This window comes from Runella aurantiaca, from assembly GCF_003339505.1.
Taxonomy (GTDB): Bacteria; Bacteroidota; Bacteroidia; order Cytophagales; family Spirosomataceae; genus Runella; species Runella aurantiaca.
This window is the reverse complement of record NZ_QPIW01000015.1, coordinates 112,842-131,983: the sequence shown is the minus strand read 5'-3', so window position 1 is coordinate 131,983 and position 19,142 is coordinate 112,842. Positions and strand designations below refer to the sequence as shown.

General features: G+C 44.7%; 13 protein-coding genes. 5 read left to right on the top strand and 8 right to left on the bottom strand.

Annotated elements, in window-relative coordinates; all coding sequences use genetic code 11:
* Positions 1 to 74: 74 nt before the first annotated feature.
* From DVG78_RS18135 to DVG78_RS18105, 7 genes are all read right to left on the bottom strand, one after another.
* Positions 75 to 752, bottom strand: coding sequence for a 2-C-methyl-D-erythritol 4-phosphate cytidylyltransferase (locus DVG78_RS18135; protein ID WP_114462459.1), 678 nt, complete (start codon positions 750 to 752; stop codon positions 75 to 77).
* 92 nt (positions 753 to 844) lie between these two features.
* Complete coding sequence (queA, locus tag DVG78_RS18130; RefSeq protein WP_114068074.1) at positions 845 to 1,888, bottom strand: tRNA preQ1(34) S-adenosylmethionine ribosyltransferase-isomerase QueA; 1,044 nt, start codon at positions 1,886 to 1,888, stop codon at positions 845 to 847.
* A gap of 146 nt (positions 1,889 to 2,034) precedes the next feature.
* A complete protein-coding gene (locus DVG78_RS18125; RefSeq protein ID WP_114462458.1) occupies positions 2,035 to 2,604 on the bottom strand; it encodes a hypothetical protein in 570 nt (189 codons plus the stop codon).
* A 19-nt stretch (positions 2,605 to 2,623) separates the two neighbouring features.
* The gene (locus DVG78_RS18120; protein WP_229598262.1) at positions 2,624 to 4,948 is read right to left on the bottom strand and encodes a TonB-dependent receptor; all 2,325 of its coding nucleotides are present in this window, start codon (positions 4,946 to 4,948) and stop codon (positions 2,624 to 2,626) included.
* Positions 4,949 to 4,981: 33 nt separating this feature from the next.
* Positions 4,982 to 5,968, bottom strand: a complete 987-nt coding sequence (locus tag DVG78_RS18115) for a toxin-antitoxin system YwqK family antitoxin (RefSeq protein WP_229598261.1) — start codon at positions 5,966 to 5,968, stop codon at positions 4,982 to 4,984.
* Positions 5,969 to 6,144: 176 nt separating this feature from the next.
* On the bottom strand, positions 6,145 to 7,695 hold the full coding sequence (locus DVG78_RS18110) for a DUF1501 domain-containing protein (RefSeq protein WP_114462457.1): 1,551 nt from the start codon (positions 7,693 to 7,695) through the stop codon (positions 6,145 to 6,147).
* Between the two features lie 24 nt (positions 7,696 to 7,719).
* A complete protein-coding gene (locus DVG78_RS18105) occupies positions 7,720 to 9,102 on the bottom strand; it encodes a DUF1800 domain-containing protein (protein ID WP_114462456.1) in 1,383 nt (460 codons plus the stop codon).
* 244 nt (positions 9,103 to 9,346) lie between these two features.
* On the opposite strand from DVG78_RS18105, the gene DVG78_RS18100 reads away from it, so the two are divergent.
* The 4 genes from DVG78_RS18100 to gldG all read left to right on the top strand — a co-directional run bounded on the left by DVG78_RS18100 (position 9,347) and on the right by gldG (position 14,243).
* A complete protein-coding gene (locus DVG78_RS18100; protein ID WP_114462455.1) occupies positions 9,347 to 10,096 on the top strand; it encodes a copper homeostasis protein CutC in 750 nt (249 codons plus the stop codon).
* 78 nt (positions 10,097 to 10,174) lie between these two features.
* Positions 10,175 to 12,121 carry a glucosamine-6-phosphate deaminase gene (nagB, locus tag DVG78_RS18095; protein WP_199563272.1) on the top strand — a complete coding sequence of 649 codons (1,947 nt, stop codon included), beginning with the start codon at positions 10,175 to 10,177 and terminating at the stop codon, positions 12,119 to 12,121.
* 112 nt (positions 12,122 to 12,233) lie between these two features.
* Positions 12,234 to 12,563 (top strand): DMT family protein, encoded by a 330-nt coding sequence (locus DVG78_RS18090; protein ID WP_114068069.1) that lies wholly within the window; start codon positions 12,234 to 12,236, stop codon positions 12,561 to 12,563.
* A gap of 45 nt (positions 12,564 to 12,608) precedes the next feature.
* Positions 12,609 to 14,243, top strand: coding sequence for a gliding motility-associated ABC transporter substrate-binding protein GldG (gene gldG / locus DVG78_RS18085; protein ID WP_114462454.1), 1,635 nt, complete (start codon positions 12,609 to 12,611; stop codon positions 14,241 to 14,243).
* A 65-nt stretch (positions 14,244 to 14,308) separates the two neighbouring features.
* Here the strand turns inward: gldG and DVG78_RS18080 are convergent, their stop codons facing one another.
* Positions 14,309 to 16,201 carry a DNA topoisomerase IV subunit B gene (locus DVG78_RS18080; RefSeq protein ID WP_114462453.1) on the bottom strand — a complete coding sequence of 631 codons (1,893 nt, stop codon included), beginning with the start codon at positions 16,199 to 16,201 and terminating at the stop codon, positions 14,309 to 14,311.
* Between the two features lie 434 nt (positions 16,202 to 16,635).
* On the opposite strand from DVG78_RS18080, the gene DVG78_RS18075 reads away from it, so the two are divergent.
* Entirely contained in the window at positions 16,636 to 19,119 is a 2,484-nt protein-coding gene (locus tag DVG78_RS18075; RefSeq protein ID WP_114462452.1) for an SLBB domain-containing protein, read from the top strand.
* The last annotated feature ends 23 nt before the right edge of the window (positions 19,120 to 19,142 follow it).

Sequence of the window (19,142 nt, the reverse complement as noted above, 5' to 3'; positions counted from 1 at the left end):
TTGATAAATACTCTCTATAAATCTGAAGGTAAAGATATAATTTTGTGGTTTAGTTTACCGATTTACGAATGTTATTATGTTGGTTGGGCGGCAAATGCTTCTGCCCATAATAAATCTTCGGGAGTGGTTATTTTGATGTTTTCGTAACCGCCTTCAATGAGAGTAATGGGATGCCCTGCATGTTCCAAAACACTGGCACAATCAGTAAAAAACGGTTGCTCAGGGGTGTCAAAAGCTGGCCGCATCCAGTCTAAACGGAATGTTTGGGGAGTTTGTACCAAACGATAGGCCGCGCGGTCAACGGAATGATTGGCGTCATTGGCGTCGATAAACCGAATGGAGTCTTTGAGAGAGACCGCCGTAATTGCCGTGCCTTTTTGCGCGGCAACTTCAAAACTTTGGGCAATGATACTTGGAGAGACAAAGGGCCGGACTCCGTCGTGGACTGCCACCAGACCTTCTTTTGCACTTATTTTTTTTAAACCGTTTTTGACCGATTGAAAGCGGGTGTTTCCACCGGCTACGGTGACAATGGCGGGATAAAATCCGTGTTTGTCACAAAGCGCGTACCACGCTTTCATCTCATTGGCGGGCAGAACCAGCAGAATTTGTAGCGAGAAATCGTAAGCGATAAACTTTTCAATGGTGTGCATTAAAATAGGTTTACCCCCTACTAGCATGAATTGTTTGGGCGTTTTACTGCCCATCCGAGTGCCGTTTCCGCCGGCGACTATGATGGCAAATTTGGTCATAAAAAAATCGTTAGTAAACAGTCGTTAGCCGTCAGTATTAATACAAAAACGTAACTATGGACTATTTACTAACGACCAACTATGAACTTAACTTAAATAATAAGCATGGCATCACCATAGCTAAAGAATTTGTACTTTTCCTTCATTGCTTCTTCATAGGCCTCCATGACAAGGTCATGACCACCAAAAGCGCAGGTCATCATCAACAAGATGGATTCTGGCAAATGCAGGTTGGTTAGCAATGCGTTGGAAATTTTGAAGTCGTAAGGCGGGAAAATAAATTTATCCGTCCATCCTTCAAAAGGTTTTACGCGGTTGTTGGCCGATACCGATGATTCAAGTGCTTTGAGCGAAGTTGTTCCAATGGCACAAACACGTTTGCCTTTGTCGAGCGCTTCGTTGATTACGTTGGCCGAAGCCTCTGTGATAGCGAAGTTTTCGGAGTCGGTCTTGTGTTTGGTCAAATCTTCAACGTCAACTTGACGGAATGTGCCTACCCCTACGTGCAACGTGATGGGGGTAAAGTTGATGCCTTTGATTTCCATCCGCCGTTGAATCACTTTTGTAAAGTGCATTCCAGCCGTTGGCGCAGCTACCGCACCAACGTGTTGAGCGAAGATGGTTTGATAGCGTTCACGGTCAGCATCTTCTACCTTGCGCTTAATGTCGCGAGGAAGGGGCGTTTCTCCCAACTCATCGATGGCGCGCATCAACTCGTCGTGATTTCCGTCATACAGGAATCGAATGGTCCGCCCACGAGAAGTGGTGTTGTCAATGACTTCAGCAACCAAGTCGCTATCGCCAAAGTACAATTTATTGCCTACCCGAATTTTACGGGCAGGATCTACCAATACGTCCCAAAGCCGCATTTCACGGTTGAGCTCACGAAGTAAAAAAACTTCAATTTTCGCACCTGTTTTTTCCTTCTGGCCGTATAAGCGTGCCGGAAAAACTTTGGTATCGTTGACGACCATTGCGTCGCCTTCTTCGAAGTAGTCTATAATTTCGGAGAACTTTTTGTGTTCAATCTTTTTGGTTTGACGATTTACCACCATTAGACGGGACTCGCCGCGGTCTGCAGGATAGAGAGCAATTAAGCTCTGAGGAAGGTCAAACTTAAACTCGGAAAGTTTCATATATCTTTTTGGCTAAAAGACACCTTAAAAAAAATAAGACCGCAAAAGTAGTAATAAATTGGCTATTATCAGCTAGTTTCGTCTTTTTTTTTAGTATCTGGTCAGGAGCCAGCCCAATTTGGGGTGTGTTATAACCAAAGGAATTATTAGGGAGCTACTACTACATCAAAGGTGATATTTACATCATCACTTCCAGGGGCAACGGTACCGTTTTTAACGGGTTGTCCATTTACGGGTGGTTGGTGCCGCAACTGTACGCGCAGTGAACCTTGGTTGATGCCTCCTGTGGCAACGGTTCCAGACAATCCAATCGGGAAATTACGGCTGTCTTTGTCACTTGCCGTGTAGGTAAACAGCGACGAAGGAGTGGGCGTTAATACGACCAAATGCTCATCACCTTCTTCCCGTACTTCGTCGGTTATGTTATCAGTCGGTGTTTTGCTTTCATCCAAAAATTCAACATCTACTTTGTAGCTGCGGCTTGCTTTTAAGGTAATCCGTGAGGTTGTTGGGGCATTGCCGCCGTCGCCGTCCAAATCTTTCCATTCAAATTTTAGGGGTGTCGTTGTGCCGTCTTCGGTGAAAGTCAGGCGCACGGTAGTAATTAACTCGTTTTCGTCTTCTGGGGCGGGCGCTTCCTTCGTTCCACAACTCCAAATTACCGCAGTAAGGGTAAAAGCCAATGTAATGGTTAATAATGAATGTGTAGGTTTCATGGGGATATGTAGTTAAAAATTAAAAAATCCATTTTAAACGCACCGAAAAATTGCGGCCCTGCTCTAGTGAATAATACCGGAATCGGTTAAGGTAGTCGCGGTAGGCAGTATCAAACAGGTTTTGTCCCGTAATGCCCCACGTTATTTTTTGTTTTTCGGTCAAAATTATATCGCCGCCTACTTGGATTGACCATAAATGATAGGCAGAAGGCGGCGGCATAAAATCGCTATTGGGCGGAACGCGCTTTTGTTGATCGACCCATAAATGTCCAATAGAAACGAACGAATCATGGGAGTGAATCACTTTCCCTATTTTGTAACGAAAACCATTCTCAACGCGATTGGCGGGGATGGCCACCAAATAATCGTTGGCGACTTGGTCGTAAGCCCTCAGGTACGAAATTTTGGCGGTATGCTCCCAGCGAGGGGTAATATTCCATTCGGTGGTGACGTCGGCACCCGAAAATGTTGCGTTCGTTTGAAAGTATTTAAAATATGGAAAAGCCCCGCGAATGGTCAGAATGGGTTCAGGCTGCGGTTTTAGGTAGATAAAGTTTTGAATAGAATTGTGGTAAAGTCCTATTTCGGCGCGAAAGCATTCGGAGGTATATTCCAAGTTTCCCATTAAATTATAGGCGGTTTCGGGGCGTAGGGTTTCGTTGCCTTCTTCATAGGCGGCTGCGCCGTGGTGTACACCTTTGCTGTACAGTTCGTTGACGCTCGGCGGGCGCCAGCCTGTGCCGAAATTTGCCCTTATAGAGAGATGGGAATTGGCATTAAATACGCTCCCAACGGTACCCGACCAACTGTTGAATTGATGGTTTCGTTGGTCTAATGTTTGGCCGATAAAACGATACACTTGAAGCCAACGCATATCATATCGTAGGCCAGCTTCCCATTCCCATTTTTGTTTAATCCAGCGCTCAATCACAAATGCACCCGCGTTGGATTGCTCAAAATCAGGGATTAGGGGGCGGCCATCGGTAAAGTTGTATTGGTACAAACCGCTGAATCCGATTTGACCAGTGATTTCTTTGGCAATGGGCTTATGTTCCAAAACCACGTCACCAGTTAAGGTCGTAATCCGAAACAGCAGTGCGGGTTTAACGGCGGCCTGCGGACCGTGCAAGTCGTATTCGGCGCGTTGGTTGTGCTGCCGGCCTAGCGTCAGCGAAAGACGATTTCCTGAAAACTGTCGGTAGGCTTTTATCTTTAATAAATCATGGTCAACGAGCTGATTCGGACGCTCAATGGCGCGGTTAAAATCCGCTTTGATGAAGGGCTCTCCGTTCTGAATGACGTTTAGTAAATCAGACGTACTGCCGATGTGCGAGCCTGAAAAGATGCCTAAGTTGGTGTGGAACTGACTATAAAATACCTCCGCACCGAGTTTGACAGAACGATAGCCTGCTGCTGCCGAAAAATTCTGTTCACGAACACCCGTATTGGCCAAAAAATAATCAGGCGTTCGAATGTTGCCGCCATTTTTGAGGGTTCCTTGCAGACGCCAGCCAAACCCTTTCCATTTCTTGAGCCCGCCTTCAAGGGTTCCTGACAAAACCCCTGTACGTCCATTTGTAAATCCAACCGTATTCAACTCGCCTCGTATTGAGCCAATTGTGTAAGGCAGTTCTGCTGGCTCTACCAAAATAACCCCGCCGATGGCATCAGAACCGTACCGAACCCCGGCAGCTCCTTTCACAACGGTTAGGCGTTTGGCAATGAAGGGGTCGATTTCGGGTGCGTGTTCGGAGCCCCATTGTTGCCCTTCCTGCCGTATTCCGTTATTAATGATTAAAATCCGATTGCTGTGTAGTCCGTGAATAACGGGTTTGGCTATGGAAGCTCCCGTTTGTAGCATAGTCACGCCCACAATTTTTTGCAGTGCTTCGGCCAAGGTTTGGCCGCGTGTTTGCTCCAACGATTGATTTTGTAACGAACCAGAAGGCTGCGTTAGCGAAGTGACGCGCCGTGCCACGATTTCTACGTCCTGCAAGTGCACTTCGTCTTCGCTGAGGTTGAGGTTTTCTTCCGCGCTGTGTTGGAGCGCAATGGTGGTGCGGGTGGTTTTGTAGCCAATGATTTTACATTCCAGTACGTAACTGCCCTGACACAATCGGTCAAATTTGTAATGACCATCGGTATCAGTAGTGGTTACTTTGGAAGTGTTTTTGATGGTTAGTATGGCACCGACAATGGGGAGGTTGGTCTCACGGTCTTTTACCACGCCTTTGACGAAACAATCGCAGTCCGCCGTGTTTTGGGCGTATACTGTGTTGAAGTCAAGCAAACCAATGAAGAATAATATAATAAACAGACGAACCACCCTTTGTGAATTTTTCACAAAAGTATATTAAATGCAACTTTGTTGCAAATGTTAATTTTCAGATTCTTCGGCGGGCGTTTGGTCTTTGGGACGTTCGTAGATAAGTTTTCCCTTATCATCCCATTCACTGATTAAAATTCCTTCGCCGTCTTCGTACCAGTAGCGAGGATAACGCGTCACTTTCTTGCGTTGGCGTCGGTATTGGTAGTATTCATTCCAGGTACCAATGGGAAGGTCATTGTCGTATTGGCCTTTTACCATTAATTGACCGCCGTCGTAATATTTGAGATAATCCCCTTTTCTTTTTCCGTAATGGATAGGAATCACTTCAAGGACTTTGGTGTGAGCAGAGTCATAATAGCTAACAACTGATTCGGCAGGGAACCCGCGCGACCATTTTGTTTTGTCCAGTAAGCGGTAGTTGGCGTCGTATGTTTCCCAACGACCGTCTTTGGTGCCGATGTAATAATTGCCTTCTTCGACCAAGGCTCCTGAGGCATAGCGTTTGTAGGGCCCGTGAAGAATAAGGGCCGATTCTTTGTCCTTGATGGCAGCTTTTGAGATGATTCGGTTGCGGGAATCGTACCAAAATACGTCAACTCCGTCATATTGACGCGGTGGACGGGTTTCTTTCAATACGTGAAATTCAATCTGGGTAATTCGGTCACCGCTTCCAGTAGAGGATGTCATACGAACAATAGACAGTCCCTCATAATCGGTATGGAATTTCTTCTTTTTCTTGCGTTTTGCTTTTTCTGCTTTGCGGTATTCTTTGATTTTAAGTCCTAAATCAGGAATAGTTTCCGTGAAAAAGCCCACGGCATCGGCTGGTTTTACGGCTTTCCCACCCACGGTTGCCCCAACGCTCGGGGCAGCGGTTGAAAGTCCTGCTTTTTGAAGTAAGCTATCGGCTTTGGCTTTTCGCTCCTGCAACTTTTGGGTTCGCTTGTCGATTTTTTCTGACGTTGACTGCCCTTGAGTAAGCTGGAAAGAAAACAGCAGGGTGACAAAAAACGCTGCTGGGAAGTAATTTTTCATAGTATAAGCTAACTGCTGCAATTTCTCTATTAAGATGATAATATTCAACCTCCAAAATTATACCAAACTTTTAACGCTCGATTTTATAATTTGGTATAAGGAGGATAAATGTAATGAAAAAGAGAGAGTTAAAGCAAGAATTTTGATACTGGTTATCGGTGAAAAGGATGGAGAGGTTACATTTTTACCAATCGAATTACTTTTTGACCTGCATCGCATCTTAACATACATAGATAATAGCCCGGTGTCCAATGGAGGCCGTTTATGGGGATGGTATAAATGCCGTTTTGTGCCGTTCCTTCGCGTAGCACCTCTATTTCTCTTCCCATCAAATCGTACAACGCCAGCTTTATATACATCTGTTTGTTGATGGTGTAGGTGATTCGGGTCAAGTCGCTAAATGGATTGGGGAAATTTTGCTCTAAATTAAAGTCAGGATTGGTCGCCAGCGTGGTATCGGGTACAGGTTTGAAAATAGGCACCGTTTTAAATTCCTTATTGCCCATAATGGTCGTTGCCATGGCGCGCTCTACCCCGAGGTAGTCTTGCAATACACTGGTGTAAACTTGACGGAAGTCAAATTCGTATTTAATATCCCCGTTGCTGTCTACGTCACTTAAAACGGGATTTTTTCCAACCAGACCGCCCAATACTGAATTACCTACCACAAATAAAGGCGCCGCCGAACCGTGGTCGGTTCCCATGGTTCCGTTTTGGGCTACTCTTCGACCAAATTCAGAGAAGGTCATGACGACGACTTTGTCGCCTAAGCCTCTTTTGGTCATGTCTTTTTGAAAGGCCGCGACTGCCTCAGAGACGGTTTTGAGCAGGTTGGCATGGGTTCCCGTGGTGGTTGCGTTGGCCACTACCTGATTGGCGTGCGTATCAAAGCCCCCGATGGTTGTTAAATAAAAAGGTGTTTGTAGTCCACCCGAAATGAGTTCCCCCACAATTTTCAACTGTGTCCCCAAATTAGTACTGGGAAAAGAGGTAACGTTTTTGGTCGCATTATCCCACTTTTTCTTGATAATGTCGGAGTAGGCAACGGATTGAGAAGCAACCTGCCGCATAAATTTTAGCTCTTCGCCCGCCAGTGTGTTGGGTATTGGGTCTGTGTCAACACTGGTGCCTTTTACCAAATTATAAAAATTATTAGGGTCATTAAAAACAACCCCCGTCGATCCTAAATCAGACTGAATCAGGAGTGATTCTACCGCGCCTAGCTGAATGGCCATGGGTTGGTCTGGAATTTGGAGTGGGAAACCTGGATAAAGTTGGGTTAGATACCGCCCCACCCAGCCTTCATCCAATACTTCGTTGGCATCAGAAGCGGTTAACCAAATATCGGTAGAGCGAAAATGAGAACGATTAGGGCTTGGATATCCCACATTTTGAACGATGCTCATTTTCCCATTGTCGTACAGCGCTTTCAACGCGCTCATGGCGGGGTTTAACCCCATTTGGCTGGTAAGCGGGAGTACGCTTTCTTTTTTTATGGCAATATTTGCGCGCTTGTTATAATAAAGTGGATTCTCGTAAGGCACCACCGTATTGAGGCCGTCGTTGCCGCCAGATAGTTGAACCAGCACAAAGATTTTGCCATTCGTGGCCTCCAGATTAAGCGCAAAAGGATTGTGAGCAAATGCCTTTACAGGAATATTTCCCATCCCAAACGCCACTCCTCCCGAAATAAGACTCAGTTGTTGTATAAACTCTTTACGGTTCATGTTTTTTACGTTTTGGATAAAGAACTAGGCAAGTTGAAACTCAGGGAGCCGCATTACAGCCTTAAAAAAAACTTTGAGTTGAACATCAGCGCCCGGCGTGCTGGTAGACCAATTGGCCAAAATAGTACCGCCGAGGAGTGTTCTTACGAGTGCGTCTTTTTTCTGCGCACTGAGTGGAAATTGTAAAAAGAGCGTCACGACATCGTCAACAAATTTTACGGCATCTTCGGAGGTTTTGTATGAGCGGGCGTAATCAACGGGCGCACTTATGTTTTTGAATTGAACCGCTCGCGCATTACCCATCATATTGACCACGTTGTCAGAAAATCCGCCTCTTACAACAAATGTGGTGGAGTTAATCCAGTCGCGTTGTCCTACCCATCCCTGAACGCTCGGAGGGAAAAAGAGTTGCTGTTGCAGCGCCTGTGATTGCGTATATACATAGGCCCAGTCGGCGGTAGGGTTCATTTGCGCAGGTATCATGTCAAAAGCTTTTAAAATACCAATGGTCGTCTCCATCGGGCTTTTGATTTTTGCGCCTTTGTAATCGGTTTTATAAAACTCGTCGTTGGTAAGCATGAAAGATAAGACAGGCCGAACTTCGTAGTTGTTTTTAAGAAAAATATCGGCCATTTGCTTCACAAAACTTTCGTTGGGCTTATAGAAAATAAATTCTTTGTAAAGTTTCTGGCATATAAACTCGGCCGCTTGTGGTTTTTCCAAAATGATGTCGACAATATCACCGTAGGAGAAATTGCCTGTTTTGCCCAAAAAAGTCTTCGTAGTGTTCGAAAAACGGTTGGGGTTGAAGGTGGCATTTAAACCGTTTACTTGCCAGCCAGTAAGTGCCAAAGCGGCTTGCTTGACGTCGGTTTCCGTATAATTGCCAATTCCCAAAGTAAACAGCTCCATCAACTCACGAGCGTAGTTTTCGTTGGGCGTATTGCCGTTGCTTAGGCGGCCGTCCAAATAAATAAGCATGGCGGGGTCAATGGTGACGTCTTTGGTCAGTTGCCGGAAGTTGCCCCATGCACTGCGCCTAAAAAGCGTATTTTGTCGGTACATGTGCTGTGGAAAATTGACCTTGTCACGCTCTGAAACAAAATGATTATGCCAAAATAATACCATTTTTTCCCGCATATTCAGCTTTTCTCCTAGTTGTTGGTTATACCACCAGTAGGTCATACTTCGATAACGGTCGCCGTCGACCGTGCCATTGTTGGCAACGGGGTTTTCGTTGACCCAATCACCAGGAGGAGAGGGGAGTGGAAGCGAAGCTAAAAGTGATTTCTCCACAAACTCCTCAAGCGTTGGGTAAGATAACGCTTGCTCCAAATCTTTGCGAGAATAGCCAAATAAACACCGAGAAAGCAGATGTTTAGCGTTTGATATATCCCAAACAGGCATAAGAGTAGTTTTTAACGTTCAAGTAGATGGTATTGGTAAAATGTATTGACAAAATTGGACAAAAAAGGTTTAATAATCTAATACATTACTTTGTTGATTTTCAGGGATATGTATAAAATGGGGAGAGATGCTAATAAATATTCCAATTGGGTGGGGTATTTAATATCTTTGTTTAGACCTCAAAAGAGTCGAGTTGTTATTCTAATTTTGGACTTGTTCTCATTTTGAATTTAATCCTTTGCTTATGCAAGTTGAAGTTTGTGCTTTTTCGATAGAATCTTGTTTAAATGCCCAACAAGCGGGTGCGCACCGGGTAGAGTTGTGCGGAGGCTTATATGAAGGGGGAACCACGCCAAGTTATGGGCTGATTCAACGGGCTCGGTCTGTGCTTTCCATCCAGTTATACGTCATGATTCGTCCGCGCGGAGGCGATTTTTGCTATAATGAAGAAGAACTTGAAGTAATGCGCCTGGATATTTTGGCCGCAAAAAAAAGAGGTGTTGACGGTGTAGTGTTTGGATTATTGGAGCCTGACGGACGAGTTGATATTGAACAGACAAAAGCATTGGTTGCTCTGGCTAAGCCCATGGGCGTAACTTTCCACCGGGCTTTTGATGTGGCTTCCGATCCTTTGGAGGCATTGGAGGCGATTATTGAAACAGGGGCCGAGCGTATATTGACCTCGGGTCAACAAAATACGGCGATAGAAGGCAAGGAGTTAATCGGTCAACTGGTGGAGAAATCAAAGGGAAGAATAGAAATAATGGCGGGGAGTGGCGTAAATGCTGACAATGCAGTGCTTTTAGCTAAGACAGGAGCAAACGCCTTACATTTAACGGGAAAAGCAGTCAGACAAGGAGCAATGACTTATCATAAACAAGGGGTAAGTATGGCATCTGTTTTACCAGCGGATGAACACGAAATTATCTATACAAATGAGGCGAATATTAAGAGGTTAATTGAGCGGTTGGGTGAAGAAAAAGTCAATTTTTAAATTTTTTTATTAATTTAACTCGCTAATTATCTTACAAGTAGCTACCTTTGGACGCAAAAATCACATTTTTTCTTGATCATGATTACTGAACCTTTAATGATTCAAGCCCAAACCGCTAATAGCGGTATTGTAGGTCAAGCCATTACCTACGAAAAGATTCCAACGCAGATATACGCTAATGCCAAAGATGCATCTGCGGCGGTGGCAAAAGAGATTGCTGATTTGATTCGCAGCAAGCAAAAAGAAGGTAAACCTTGCGTGTTAGGTCTGGCAACGGGCTCGTCGCCCAAAACGGTTTATGCGCAGCTCATCAAAATGCACAGGGAAGAAGGACTAAGTTTTAAGAACGTAATTTCGTTCAACTTAGACGAGTACTATCCCATGCAGCCGGATTCGATTCACAGTTATGTTCGCTTCATGCGGGAGCAGCTTTTTGACCACGTGGATATTCCGCAGGAGAATTATTTCATCCCTGATGGTACCGTTCCAGCAACGATGATTGCCGATTTTGCCCATCGTTATGACAACAAAATCAATGCCATGGGAGGTATTGATTTTCAGTTGCTTGGGATTGGAGGAAATGGGCACATCGGTTTTAACGAGCCAGGTTCATTAATCAATTCCCGTACCCGTTTGATGACGCTCGACCACTCGACCCGTGCGGCGGCGGCCATGGAATTTGGTGGGCTACACCAAGTGCCCAAAAAAGCCATCACCATGGGAGTAGCTTCCATCATCAATGCCAAACGAGTGGTGTTGTTGGCATGGGGTGAGCGCAAAGCGCCCATGATTAAGGCAGCAGTCGAAGGGCCAGTAACGGAATTAGTGCCAGCGTCGTATTTGCAGGCGCATCCCAATGTGGCCTTTTTTGTGGACGAAAGAGCCGCCAACGACCTGACCCGCGTAAAAACACCGTGGTTGGTGGATACCGTAGAGTGGGATAACTCAATGATTAAGAAGGCCGTAACTCACTTGTCGTTTACGCTGCAAAAGCCTATCTTGAAGCTTACCACCAAAGATTACAACGACAACGGGATGAGCGATATGCTGGCCGCTCATGGTTCAGCCTACGATATTAACATCAACGTTTTCAACCAATTACAACATACCATTACGGGATGGCCGGGCGGCAAACCCAATGCCGATGATACCCACCGTCCTGAACGGGCGCTTCCTGCCAAAAAACGGGTTATTATTTTCAGCCCGCACCCCGACGATGATATTATTTCGATGGGAGGTACTTTCCAGCGGTTGGTTGATCAGGGTCATGAAGTTCACGTAGCCTATCAAACCTCGGGAAATATTGCCGTAGCCGATGATGAGGCGTTTCGTTTCATTGATTTTGTGGTGGACTATAACCACAAATTTGGAATTGAAAGTCAGGCCGCAATGCAGATATTTAACGATGCCAAGGCGTTTTTGAAGCAGAAAAAAGACAGCGAGATTGACACCTCTGAAGTTCGATACGTAAAAGGGCTGATTCGTCGCGGAGAAGCCAAGGCTACCTGCCGTTTTGTGGGAACAGAGCATTTTCATTTCCTTGACATGCCCTTCTACGAAACAGGAACGATTCAGAAAAAAGGCATTAGTGAAGCAGATGTTAAAATTATTGCCGATTTGATTGAAGAAGTAAAACCTCACCAAATCTACGCCGCTGGCGATTTTGCCGACCCGCACGGTACGCACAAAGTGTGCTGGGATGCAATTGAGGCGGCGTTGAAGCAGCTCAAGCACAAAAACTTTATGAAAGACTGCTGGGTGTGGCTGTATCGCGGTGCCTGGGCGGAGTGGGATATTCACGAAATTGAAATGGCGGTTCCGATGAGCCCCGATCAGGTTGTCAAAAAACGCTACGGAATTTTCAAACACCAATCGCAGAAAGACGGCGTGGTGTTTCAGGGAGAAGACTCTCGTGAATTTTGGCAGCGTGCCGAAGAGCGCAACAGCGGAACAGCGCTTCTCTATGACCAACTGGGCTTAGCGGAGTATGAAGCCATGGAAGCATTTGTGCGTTGGCATTTTTAGAAAGTGATTTTGTGAAATTTTACATAGAGAAAAGCGTTAGTTGGTCAGAAAATCAGCTAACGCTTTTTCTTTATGGTATCTTTGTCCTAAAATCATTACCTATAGCTTTGTTATGCGTACCACATTGTTGCTGTTTTTATCAAACCTGTTTATGACCACGGCTTGGTATTGGCATTTGAAATACAAAGAAACCTCCCTCTGGAAAGTGATTTTGATTAGTTGGCTCATTGCGTTTTTTGAATATTGTATCGCCGTTCCCGCCAACCGGATTGGGTCGTATGAATTCAATGCTTTTGAGCTCAAAACCATTCAGGAGGTAGTCAGCTTAACCGTCTTTGTGGGTTTTGCCGTTATTTACCTCAAAGAAGAAGTGCGGTGGAATTATTTAGTAGGCTTTGGCTTCATTGTTTTGGCCGTCTTTTTTATTTTCAAAAAATGGTAACTTCTTTTTCAAATAATTAATTATCAATTGCTTATTCGTTTTTGAATGAAACAACGAATTATCAAAATCGCGGTTTTTCTGATTGCACTTGTCGGGTTAAATGTCTTGGCCTCTTTTGTCTTTTTTCGGTGGGATTTGACGGAAGAAAAACGGTATTCCATTTCGGATGCCACCAAACGATTGCTCCAAAATCTGGACGGACAAGTGGTGGTAAAAGTCTATTTGACAGGTGATTTTCCCGCTGGATTTGAACGGCTCGAACGCGCGATTCAGGAAACCCTTGAGTCGTTTTCTGATTATGCAGGTGCCAATATCGCCTATCGTTTTATTGAACCCAACGACCCAAAATTACAGGAAGAGTTAACGCAAAAAGGTCTTATTCCAACCAATTTGTTTGCCAATGAAGATGGAAAACGCACCGAGCGCTTGGTATTTCCGGGAGCCATGTTGGTTTATGAAGGCAAAGAATATCCCGTCCAATTGTTGAAGGGAAATCAATCTGCTTCCCCCGAAGAACGGCTGAATCAGTCGTATGAAGGAGTGGAGTTTGAACTGGCTTCGGCCATTCGTCGGCTGACGCTCAAGGAACACAAACGTATTGGTATTTTGGTGGGGCATACCAAAGTACCCCCGCCGCGTTTTTCAGATTTGTTGGCTACACTCCAACAAAACTATGATTTGTACTTCGACGTTCAGAATCCTGACTCTTGGGAAAAAGGCGATTTACTAATCATTCCCAAACCTGACTTGCCCTTTACGGAAGATGAAAAATACCGACTTGATCAATTTGTGATGCGGGGCGGAAAATTAGTGCTTTTTGCCGACGGGGCGCGGGTCGACAGTGTTAGTTTGGAAGGTACATTCGCCCAGCCCTCGGCGCTGAATTTGGATGATTTGCTGTTCAAGTATGGATGCCGCATCAATCAAAATCTTATCAAAGACCTAAGTTGTGCCTTGCTTCCGCTCAATGTAGGCAACATGGGCGATAAACCTCAGATTAAACCCATGCCATGGCGGTTTTTTCCGTTGATTAATAATTTTGGCAAACACCCGATTGTCCGAAATTTAGATGCTGTTTACACGCGTTTTGCTAGTAGTATTGATACCGTCGATGCGCCTGGCATTGTCAAAACACCTCTTTTGCTTACTTCCCAATATACCAAGCTTCTAAAAGCGCCAGCATTGGTGGCCTACAATGAAGCGCGTCAACAACCAGACCCGAGAGAATACAATGCGGGTGTAAAAAATGTAGCTCTGCTGTTGGAAGGGTCTTTTTCGTCGCTTTACAACAACCGTCTTCTTCCCAAAGACCCACGCATGAGTTCTTTTGTGGGCAAGGGAAAACCCGCCAAAATATTGGTCGTTTCTGACGGTGATATGTTGATCAATGACATTGACTACGCTCGGGATGTGCCTTTTCCGTTGGGGTATGACCGTTTGTCGGGGAAAACCTTTGCCAACAAAGATTTTGTATTGTACGCCATTGATTACCTGATGGATTCGGAAGGATTGATTACGGCGCGAAATAAACAGGTAACCCTGCGTCCGTTGGATAAAATCAGGTTGAAGGAAGAGCGGACTCAATGGCAATTGCTTAATCTATTGGCTCCCTTGGTGCTAATCGGGCTTTTGGGAGGAGTTTGGCAATGGATTAGGAAGCGTAAATATGCCACTGGATAAATGGGTAAAGACATTAAAAAAGGCTCGGTAAAAATGTTGCCGAGCCTTTTTTAATGATGTGCGAGTTACGCTACCTCTGCTATGGGCTCCTCTTCCAGAATGTCTTTTTCTACTCGCAGGTTGTCAATGATAAATCGCTGACGGTCAGGGGTGTTTTTGCCCATATAATAACTCAGTAATTTGGGAATGGTAGCTTCTTTGTCCAAAATAACGGGCTCAATACGCATATTTTCTCCGATAAACCGACCGAATTCATCGGGAGAAATCTCACCCAGACCTTTAAATCGCGTAATCTCTACTTTTTTGCCACCACCGAGTTTTTTGATGGCTTTCTGCCGCTCCTCATCGCTGTAGCAATAAATGGTTTCTTTGTGATTGCGCGGATTACGTACTCGAAACAAAGGTGTTTGCAAAATATACACGTGGCCATTACGCACCAAATCGGGGAAAAATTGCAGGAAGAATGTCAACATCAGCAAACGAATGTGCATCCCGTCTACGTCGGCGTCGGTGGCAATCACAATGCGGTTGTAGCGTAAGTTGTCGAGACCGTCTTCAATGTCGAGGGCGTGTTGAAGAAGGTTAAATTCCTCATTTTCATACACCACTTTTTTCGTCATTCCGAAGCAGTTGAGCGGCTTTCCTCGCAAGCTGAATACGGCCTGCGTTTGTACGTTCCGAGACTTGGTAATTGAGCCGCTGGCCGAGTCTCCTTCGGTAATAAAAAGGGTGGTTTCGTAGCGGTCTTCCGATTTTACATCGGGGAGGTGATTTCGGCAATCGCGGAGCTTTTTGTTGTGCAAATTGGCCTTTTTGGCGCGGTCATTCGCCAATTTTTTAATCCCAGCCAACTCTTTACGTTCACGTTCTGACTGTTCAATTCGCTTTTTCATGGCTTCCCGTACGGAGGGGTTCATGTGCAGAAAATTGTCCAACTTTGCTTTCAAAAAATCATTGACAAACGTACGGATGGTGGGGCTGTTGGAATCGGGAGAGATATTATTTGAACCCAGTTTGGTTTTTGTTTGTGATTCGAATACTGGCTCCTGTACCCGCACACTGACGGCCGCGATGATGGACGCCCGGACATCTTCAACCGCATAGTCTTTGTTAAAGTGCTCGCGGACAGTATCGACGAGCGATTGGCGAAAAGCCGCTAAGTGTGTTCCCCCTTGAGTGGTGTATTGACCATTGACGAAGGAATAATATTCTTCCCCGTATTGGTTGCCATGCGTAAGCGCAATCTCAATATCATTGCCCTTCAGATGAATGATGGGATATCGAATGGCATCTTCGTCGGTTTTGTTCCGCAAAAGGTCTAATAGCCCATTTTGAGAAAAAAACTTTTGCCCGTTAAAATTAATGGTTAGCCCAGCGTTTAAGTAGCAGTAATTCCAAATGAGGTTTTCCAGAAACTGGGGGATGTAGTGGTAATTTTTGAAAATGGTATTATCAGGTTCAAAAATCATGTGCGTGCCGTTGCGCTGACTTGTTGTTTCTTCTGGTGCTTCTGCGGTTATTTCCCCCTTGCGAAACTCTACCCACCGGGTTTTTCCCTCCCGAAACGACTGAACTTTGAAATAACTGGAAAGGGCATTGACCGCTTTGGTACCTACACCATTAAGGCCGACCGATTTTTGAAAGGCTCCTGAATCGTATTTGCCCCCTGTATTGATTTTGGAAACACAATCAACCAATTTTCCCAAAGGAATGCCCCGACCATAATCACGAACCTCGACGCGGTGGTCCATGATTTTTATTTCTATGGCTTTTCCGTAGCCCATGGTGTGCTCGTCAATGGAGTTGTCGATGATTTCCTTGACCAGCACGTATATGCCATCATCTGCGGCGGAACCATCGCCGAGTTTTCCAATGTACATTCCTGGACGGAGCCGAATATGTTCCTTCCAATCAAGAGACCTAATACTGCTTTCGTCGTACTTTACTTCTTCTGCCATTACTTTAATTATAGATTAAGGACGCTCTTCTGAAGCGCTGCGGTTACAAATTACGATTTTAAATGCACGAAATACAACGTTTAAAATGTGAAAAACGGTGTTCATAAAATATTTATGGACAAAAATTTGCAAGGTTTAAGGAAGTTTAACTTACTTTGTAAAACAAAGTTCTTTTTATATCCCACTTCGATTTCTTAATACATTGATTGTTAATAATCTAAAAAAGGAAAAATACATCATTTACGAAAATGAAAATATCGGAAAAATTATACAATAAGCCGCGAAAATGGCCGTAAAAAAGAAAAAAGTTTAAAAAACACAAAAAGTTACGTTACTTTGTCGGCCGGATTCGTTCTTACATATCGAACGGCTTAGCGAATACGTTAAGATATTGTTAATCAGAATCTAAGAATTTTGTTTTGAACATAATTTGCATGAAGAAGTTTTTTGGAAGTTTATCTCTATCAAGCGCTCGGCGCACCATTTTCAACGTTTGCCTGGTAAGTGTTCTCGCCATTATGAGCATAAACGCTCAAACTCCCGCGGGGGCAGGCTCAACTTCAAGCGGTTCGGCAGGAGCGGGGGCTCCCGCAGCAGCACAAGGGCAACCTTCGGCAACTAATGCTGGCAATACCCCGACCGCTGCTCAACAAAGTGCCATCAACAATGCCATGTCTAAAAAGGCGGAGCAAGCCAAAGACCCCAACGCTCCCGTGAATCCTACGGAAACAAAAACAAAAGCGGATACGGTAGCATTAGATCCAGAAGAAGCTTATCGGCAGGCACAATTGGTTAAGTTGCGCCGTAAAATATTCGGTACGCAGCTTTTTAATAATCCCAAAGTAGATTTTGCTCCTTCTGAAAATATTGCCACCCCTCGCGATTATACCATTGGGCCAGGTGACGAGTTGACGGCCTATATTTATGGGTACTCGCAATCACAAATTGAAATGGTGGTAAACTCGGATGGGTTTGCGTTCATTAAACCCGTCGGAACGGTTCAATTGAGTGGCCGTACTATTGAACAAGCTCAGAAAGAGTTGATTACTCGATTGGCCCCTTATTACAACAACTTGGGGACTCCTGGCAATAGCAGTGCAAGTACGTTTCTTCAAATTCGTTTGAGCAGAATCCGGACTATCCGGGTAACTGTTTTGGGCGAGGTAGCCACACCAGGAACGTATAATGTATCTTCTTTGTCATCGGCACTTAATGCCCTTTATTTGACAGGTGGCCCTAATGAGCTGGGTTCATTTCGTCAGATTCAAGTGGTTCGCAGAAATAAGACCATCGCCACCCTTGATTTGTACGAATTATTAATGAACGGTACGTTGAATAGCGACATTCGCCTTCAGGACAATGACGTTATTCAGGTAGGTGTTTACAACAAACGCGTTGAAATAAAAGGGAATGTAAAACGCCCCGGTATTTATGAACTGCTTCCCACTGAAACCATTAATAAAGTATTGGAATATGCTGGTGGATTTTCAGACAATGCCTATACGGATCGCTTAAAAGTGTTGGGATTAACGACCAAAGAGCGCAAAATAATTGACGTCAAAATCAGCGAATTTGATAAGTACATTCCCAAGAACGGCGATGAAATAAGCGCAGAGATGTTGCTGGCTCGTTTTGAAAATATGGTTGTGATTAATGGCGCGGTTTTTCGGCCGGGTCAGTACTCGTTAGACCAAAACAAGTCGTTGCTTGAATTAATTAAAAGTGCGGAAGGGCTAACAGGAGAGGCATTTACGGGGCGGGTTAATATTATCCGTACCAGAGACGACCTATCGGTTGAGAATATTTCTATCAATTTAGCCGATATGATTAACGGCAAAACCGATGACTTACTTCTAAGACGGGAAGACCAAGTGATTATTCCTTCCAAATTTGAATTACGGGAAGCGGCTTTTATCAACATTAGAGGAGAAGTAAACCAAGGCCCTGCCGTAGGATTGCCTTATACGGCAAATTTAAGCTTAGAGGACGCCATCATCAGAGCGGGCGGGTTTAAGGAATCGGCGGCAAATTCGCAGGTAGAGGTTGTGCGTCGTCGTCGGGATGTCAATGTACAATCTGCTTCAGCCCAAATTGCAGATATTTTTACCTTTGATGTAAACCGTGATTTGACCATTGACGGAAACGACAGTCGCTTTATGCTGGAGCCTTATGACGAGATTTTGGTAAGGGCTGCATCTAACTACCAACCCCAAACTTTTGTTACGGTTCAGGGCGAAGTGGTAAATCCTGGAATGCACGGTATCAAGAGTAAAGATGAAAAATTGTCGGATTTGCTCGTGCGGGCTGGTGGCTTAACCGCTCAAGCGTATGTGAACGGAGCTACGCTGTTACGGAAAGTAACCCTGACAGATGAAGAATTAGAACAACGCAATAAGGCCGTGGCGGAGATTTCGGATGATGCAAAGAAAGGCCAATTTGTAGGCGGCGAAATTGATAAAAACAAGGAAGAAGCCATTGGTATTGATTTGAGACGAATTTTGCAAAACCCTGGCGGCCGGGAAGATATTATCTTACAAGACGGTGATATAATAGACATTCCAAAGCGATTGGAAACTGTACGCCTTCAAGGAGAACTATTATTTCCTACCACCGTTAAGTTTCGGAATGGCAGTTCATTTATGGACTATATATCGCAGGGAGGAGGGTTTACACGTACTTCCTTAAAAAGAAAGTCATACGTGATTTACCCGAATGGCTCTGTTGACAGAACGCGTAAATTCCTTTTCTTTAATATTTACCCTAAAGTTGAACCAGGCTCAGAGATACATGTTCCACAAAGAACTCAGTCTGATTTGGTTGAAGCGCAACGTGCTATTCAATCGGTTATTGGTATATCTTCAACATTAATGACCTTAATTACGACAGTAATAGCTTTTAGATTTTTGGGTAATCAATAAATAAGATGTAAAAAATAGAAGCT

What these genes read in the sequence shown, in the direction of transcription:
- gldG (WP_114462454.1), top strand. Translation starts at nt 12,609, where the DNA reads ATGAAACAACGAATTATCAAAATCGCGGTTTTTCTGATTGCACTTGTC.
- DVG78_RS18135 (WP_114462459.1), bottom strand. Translation starts at nt 752, where the DNA reads ATGACCAAATTTGCCATCATAGTCGCCGGCGGAAACGGCACTCGGATG.
- DVG78_RS18125 (WP_114462458.1), bottom strand. Translation starts at nt 2,604, where the DNA reads ATGAAACCTACACATTCATTATTAACCATTACATTGGCTTTTACCCTT.
- DVG78_RS18115 (WP_229598261.1), bottom strand. Translation starts at nt 5,968, where the DNA reads ATGAAAAATTACTTCCCAGCAGCGTTTTTTGTCACCCTGCTGTTTTCT.
- queA (WP_114068074.1), bottom strand. Translation starts at nt 1,888, where the DNA reads ATGAAACTTTCCGAGTTTAAGTTTGACCTTCCTCAGAGCTTAATTGCT.
- DVG78_RS18105 (WP_114462456.1), bottom strand. Translation starts at nt 9,102, where the DNA reads ATGCCTGTTTGGGATATATCAAACGCTAAACATCTGCTTTCTCGGTGT.
- DVG78_RS18090 (WP_114068069.1), top strand. Translation starts at nt 12,234, where the DNA reads ATGCGTACCACATTGTTGCTGTTTTTATCAAACCTGTTTATGACCACG.
- DVG78_RS18110 (WP_114462457.1), bottom strand. Translation starts at nt 7,695, where the DNA reads ATGAACCGTAAAGAGTTTATACAACAACTGAGTCTTATTTCGGGAGGA.
- nagB (WP_199563272.1), top strand. Translation starts at nt 10,175, where the DNA reads ATGATTACTGAACCTTTAATGATTCAAGCCCAAACCGCTAATAGCGGT.
- DVG78_RS18075 (WP_114462452.1), top strand. Translation starts at nt 16,636, where the DNA reads ATGAAGAAGTTTTTTGGAAGTTTATCTCTATCAAGCGCTCGGCGCACC.
- DVG78_RS18080 (WP_114462453.1), bottom strand. Translation starts at nt 16,201, where the DNA reads ATGGCAGAAGAAGTAAAGTACGACGAAAGCAGTATTAGGTCTCTTGAT.
- DVG78_RS18100 (WP_114462455.1), top strand. Translation starts at nt 9,347, where the DNA reads ATGCAAGTTGAAGTTTGTGCTTTTTCGATAGAATCTTGTTTAAATGCC.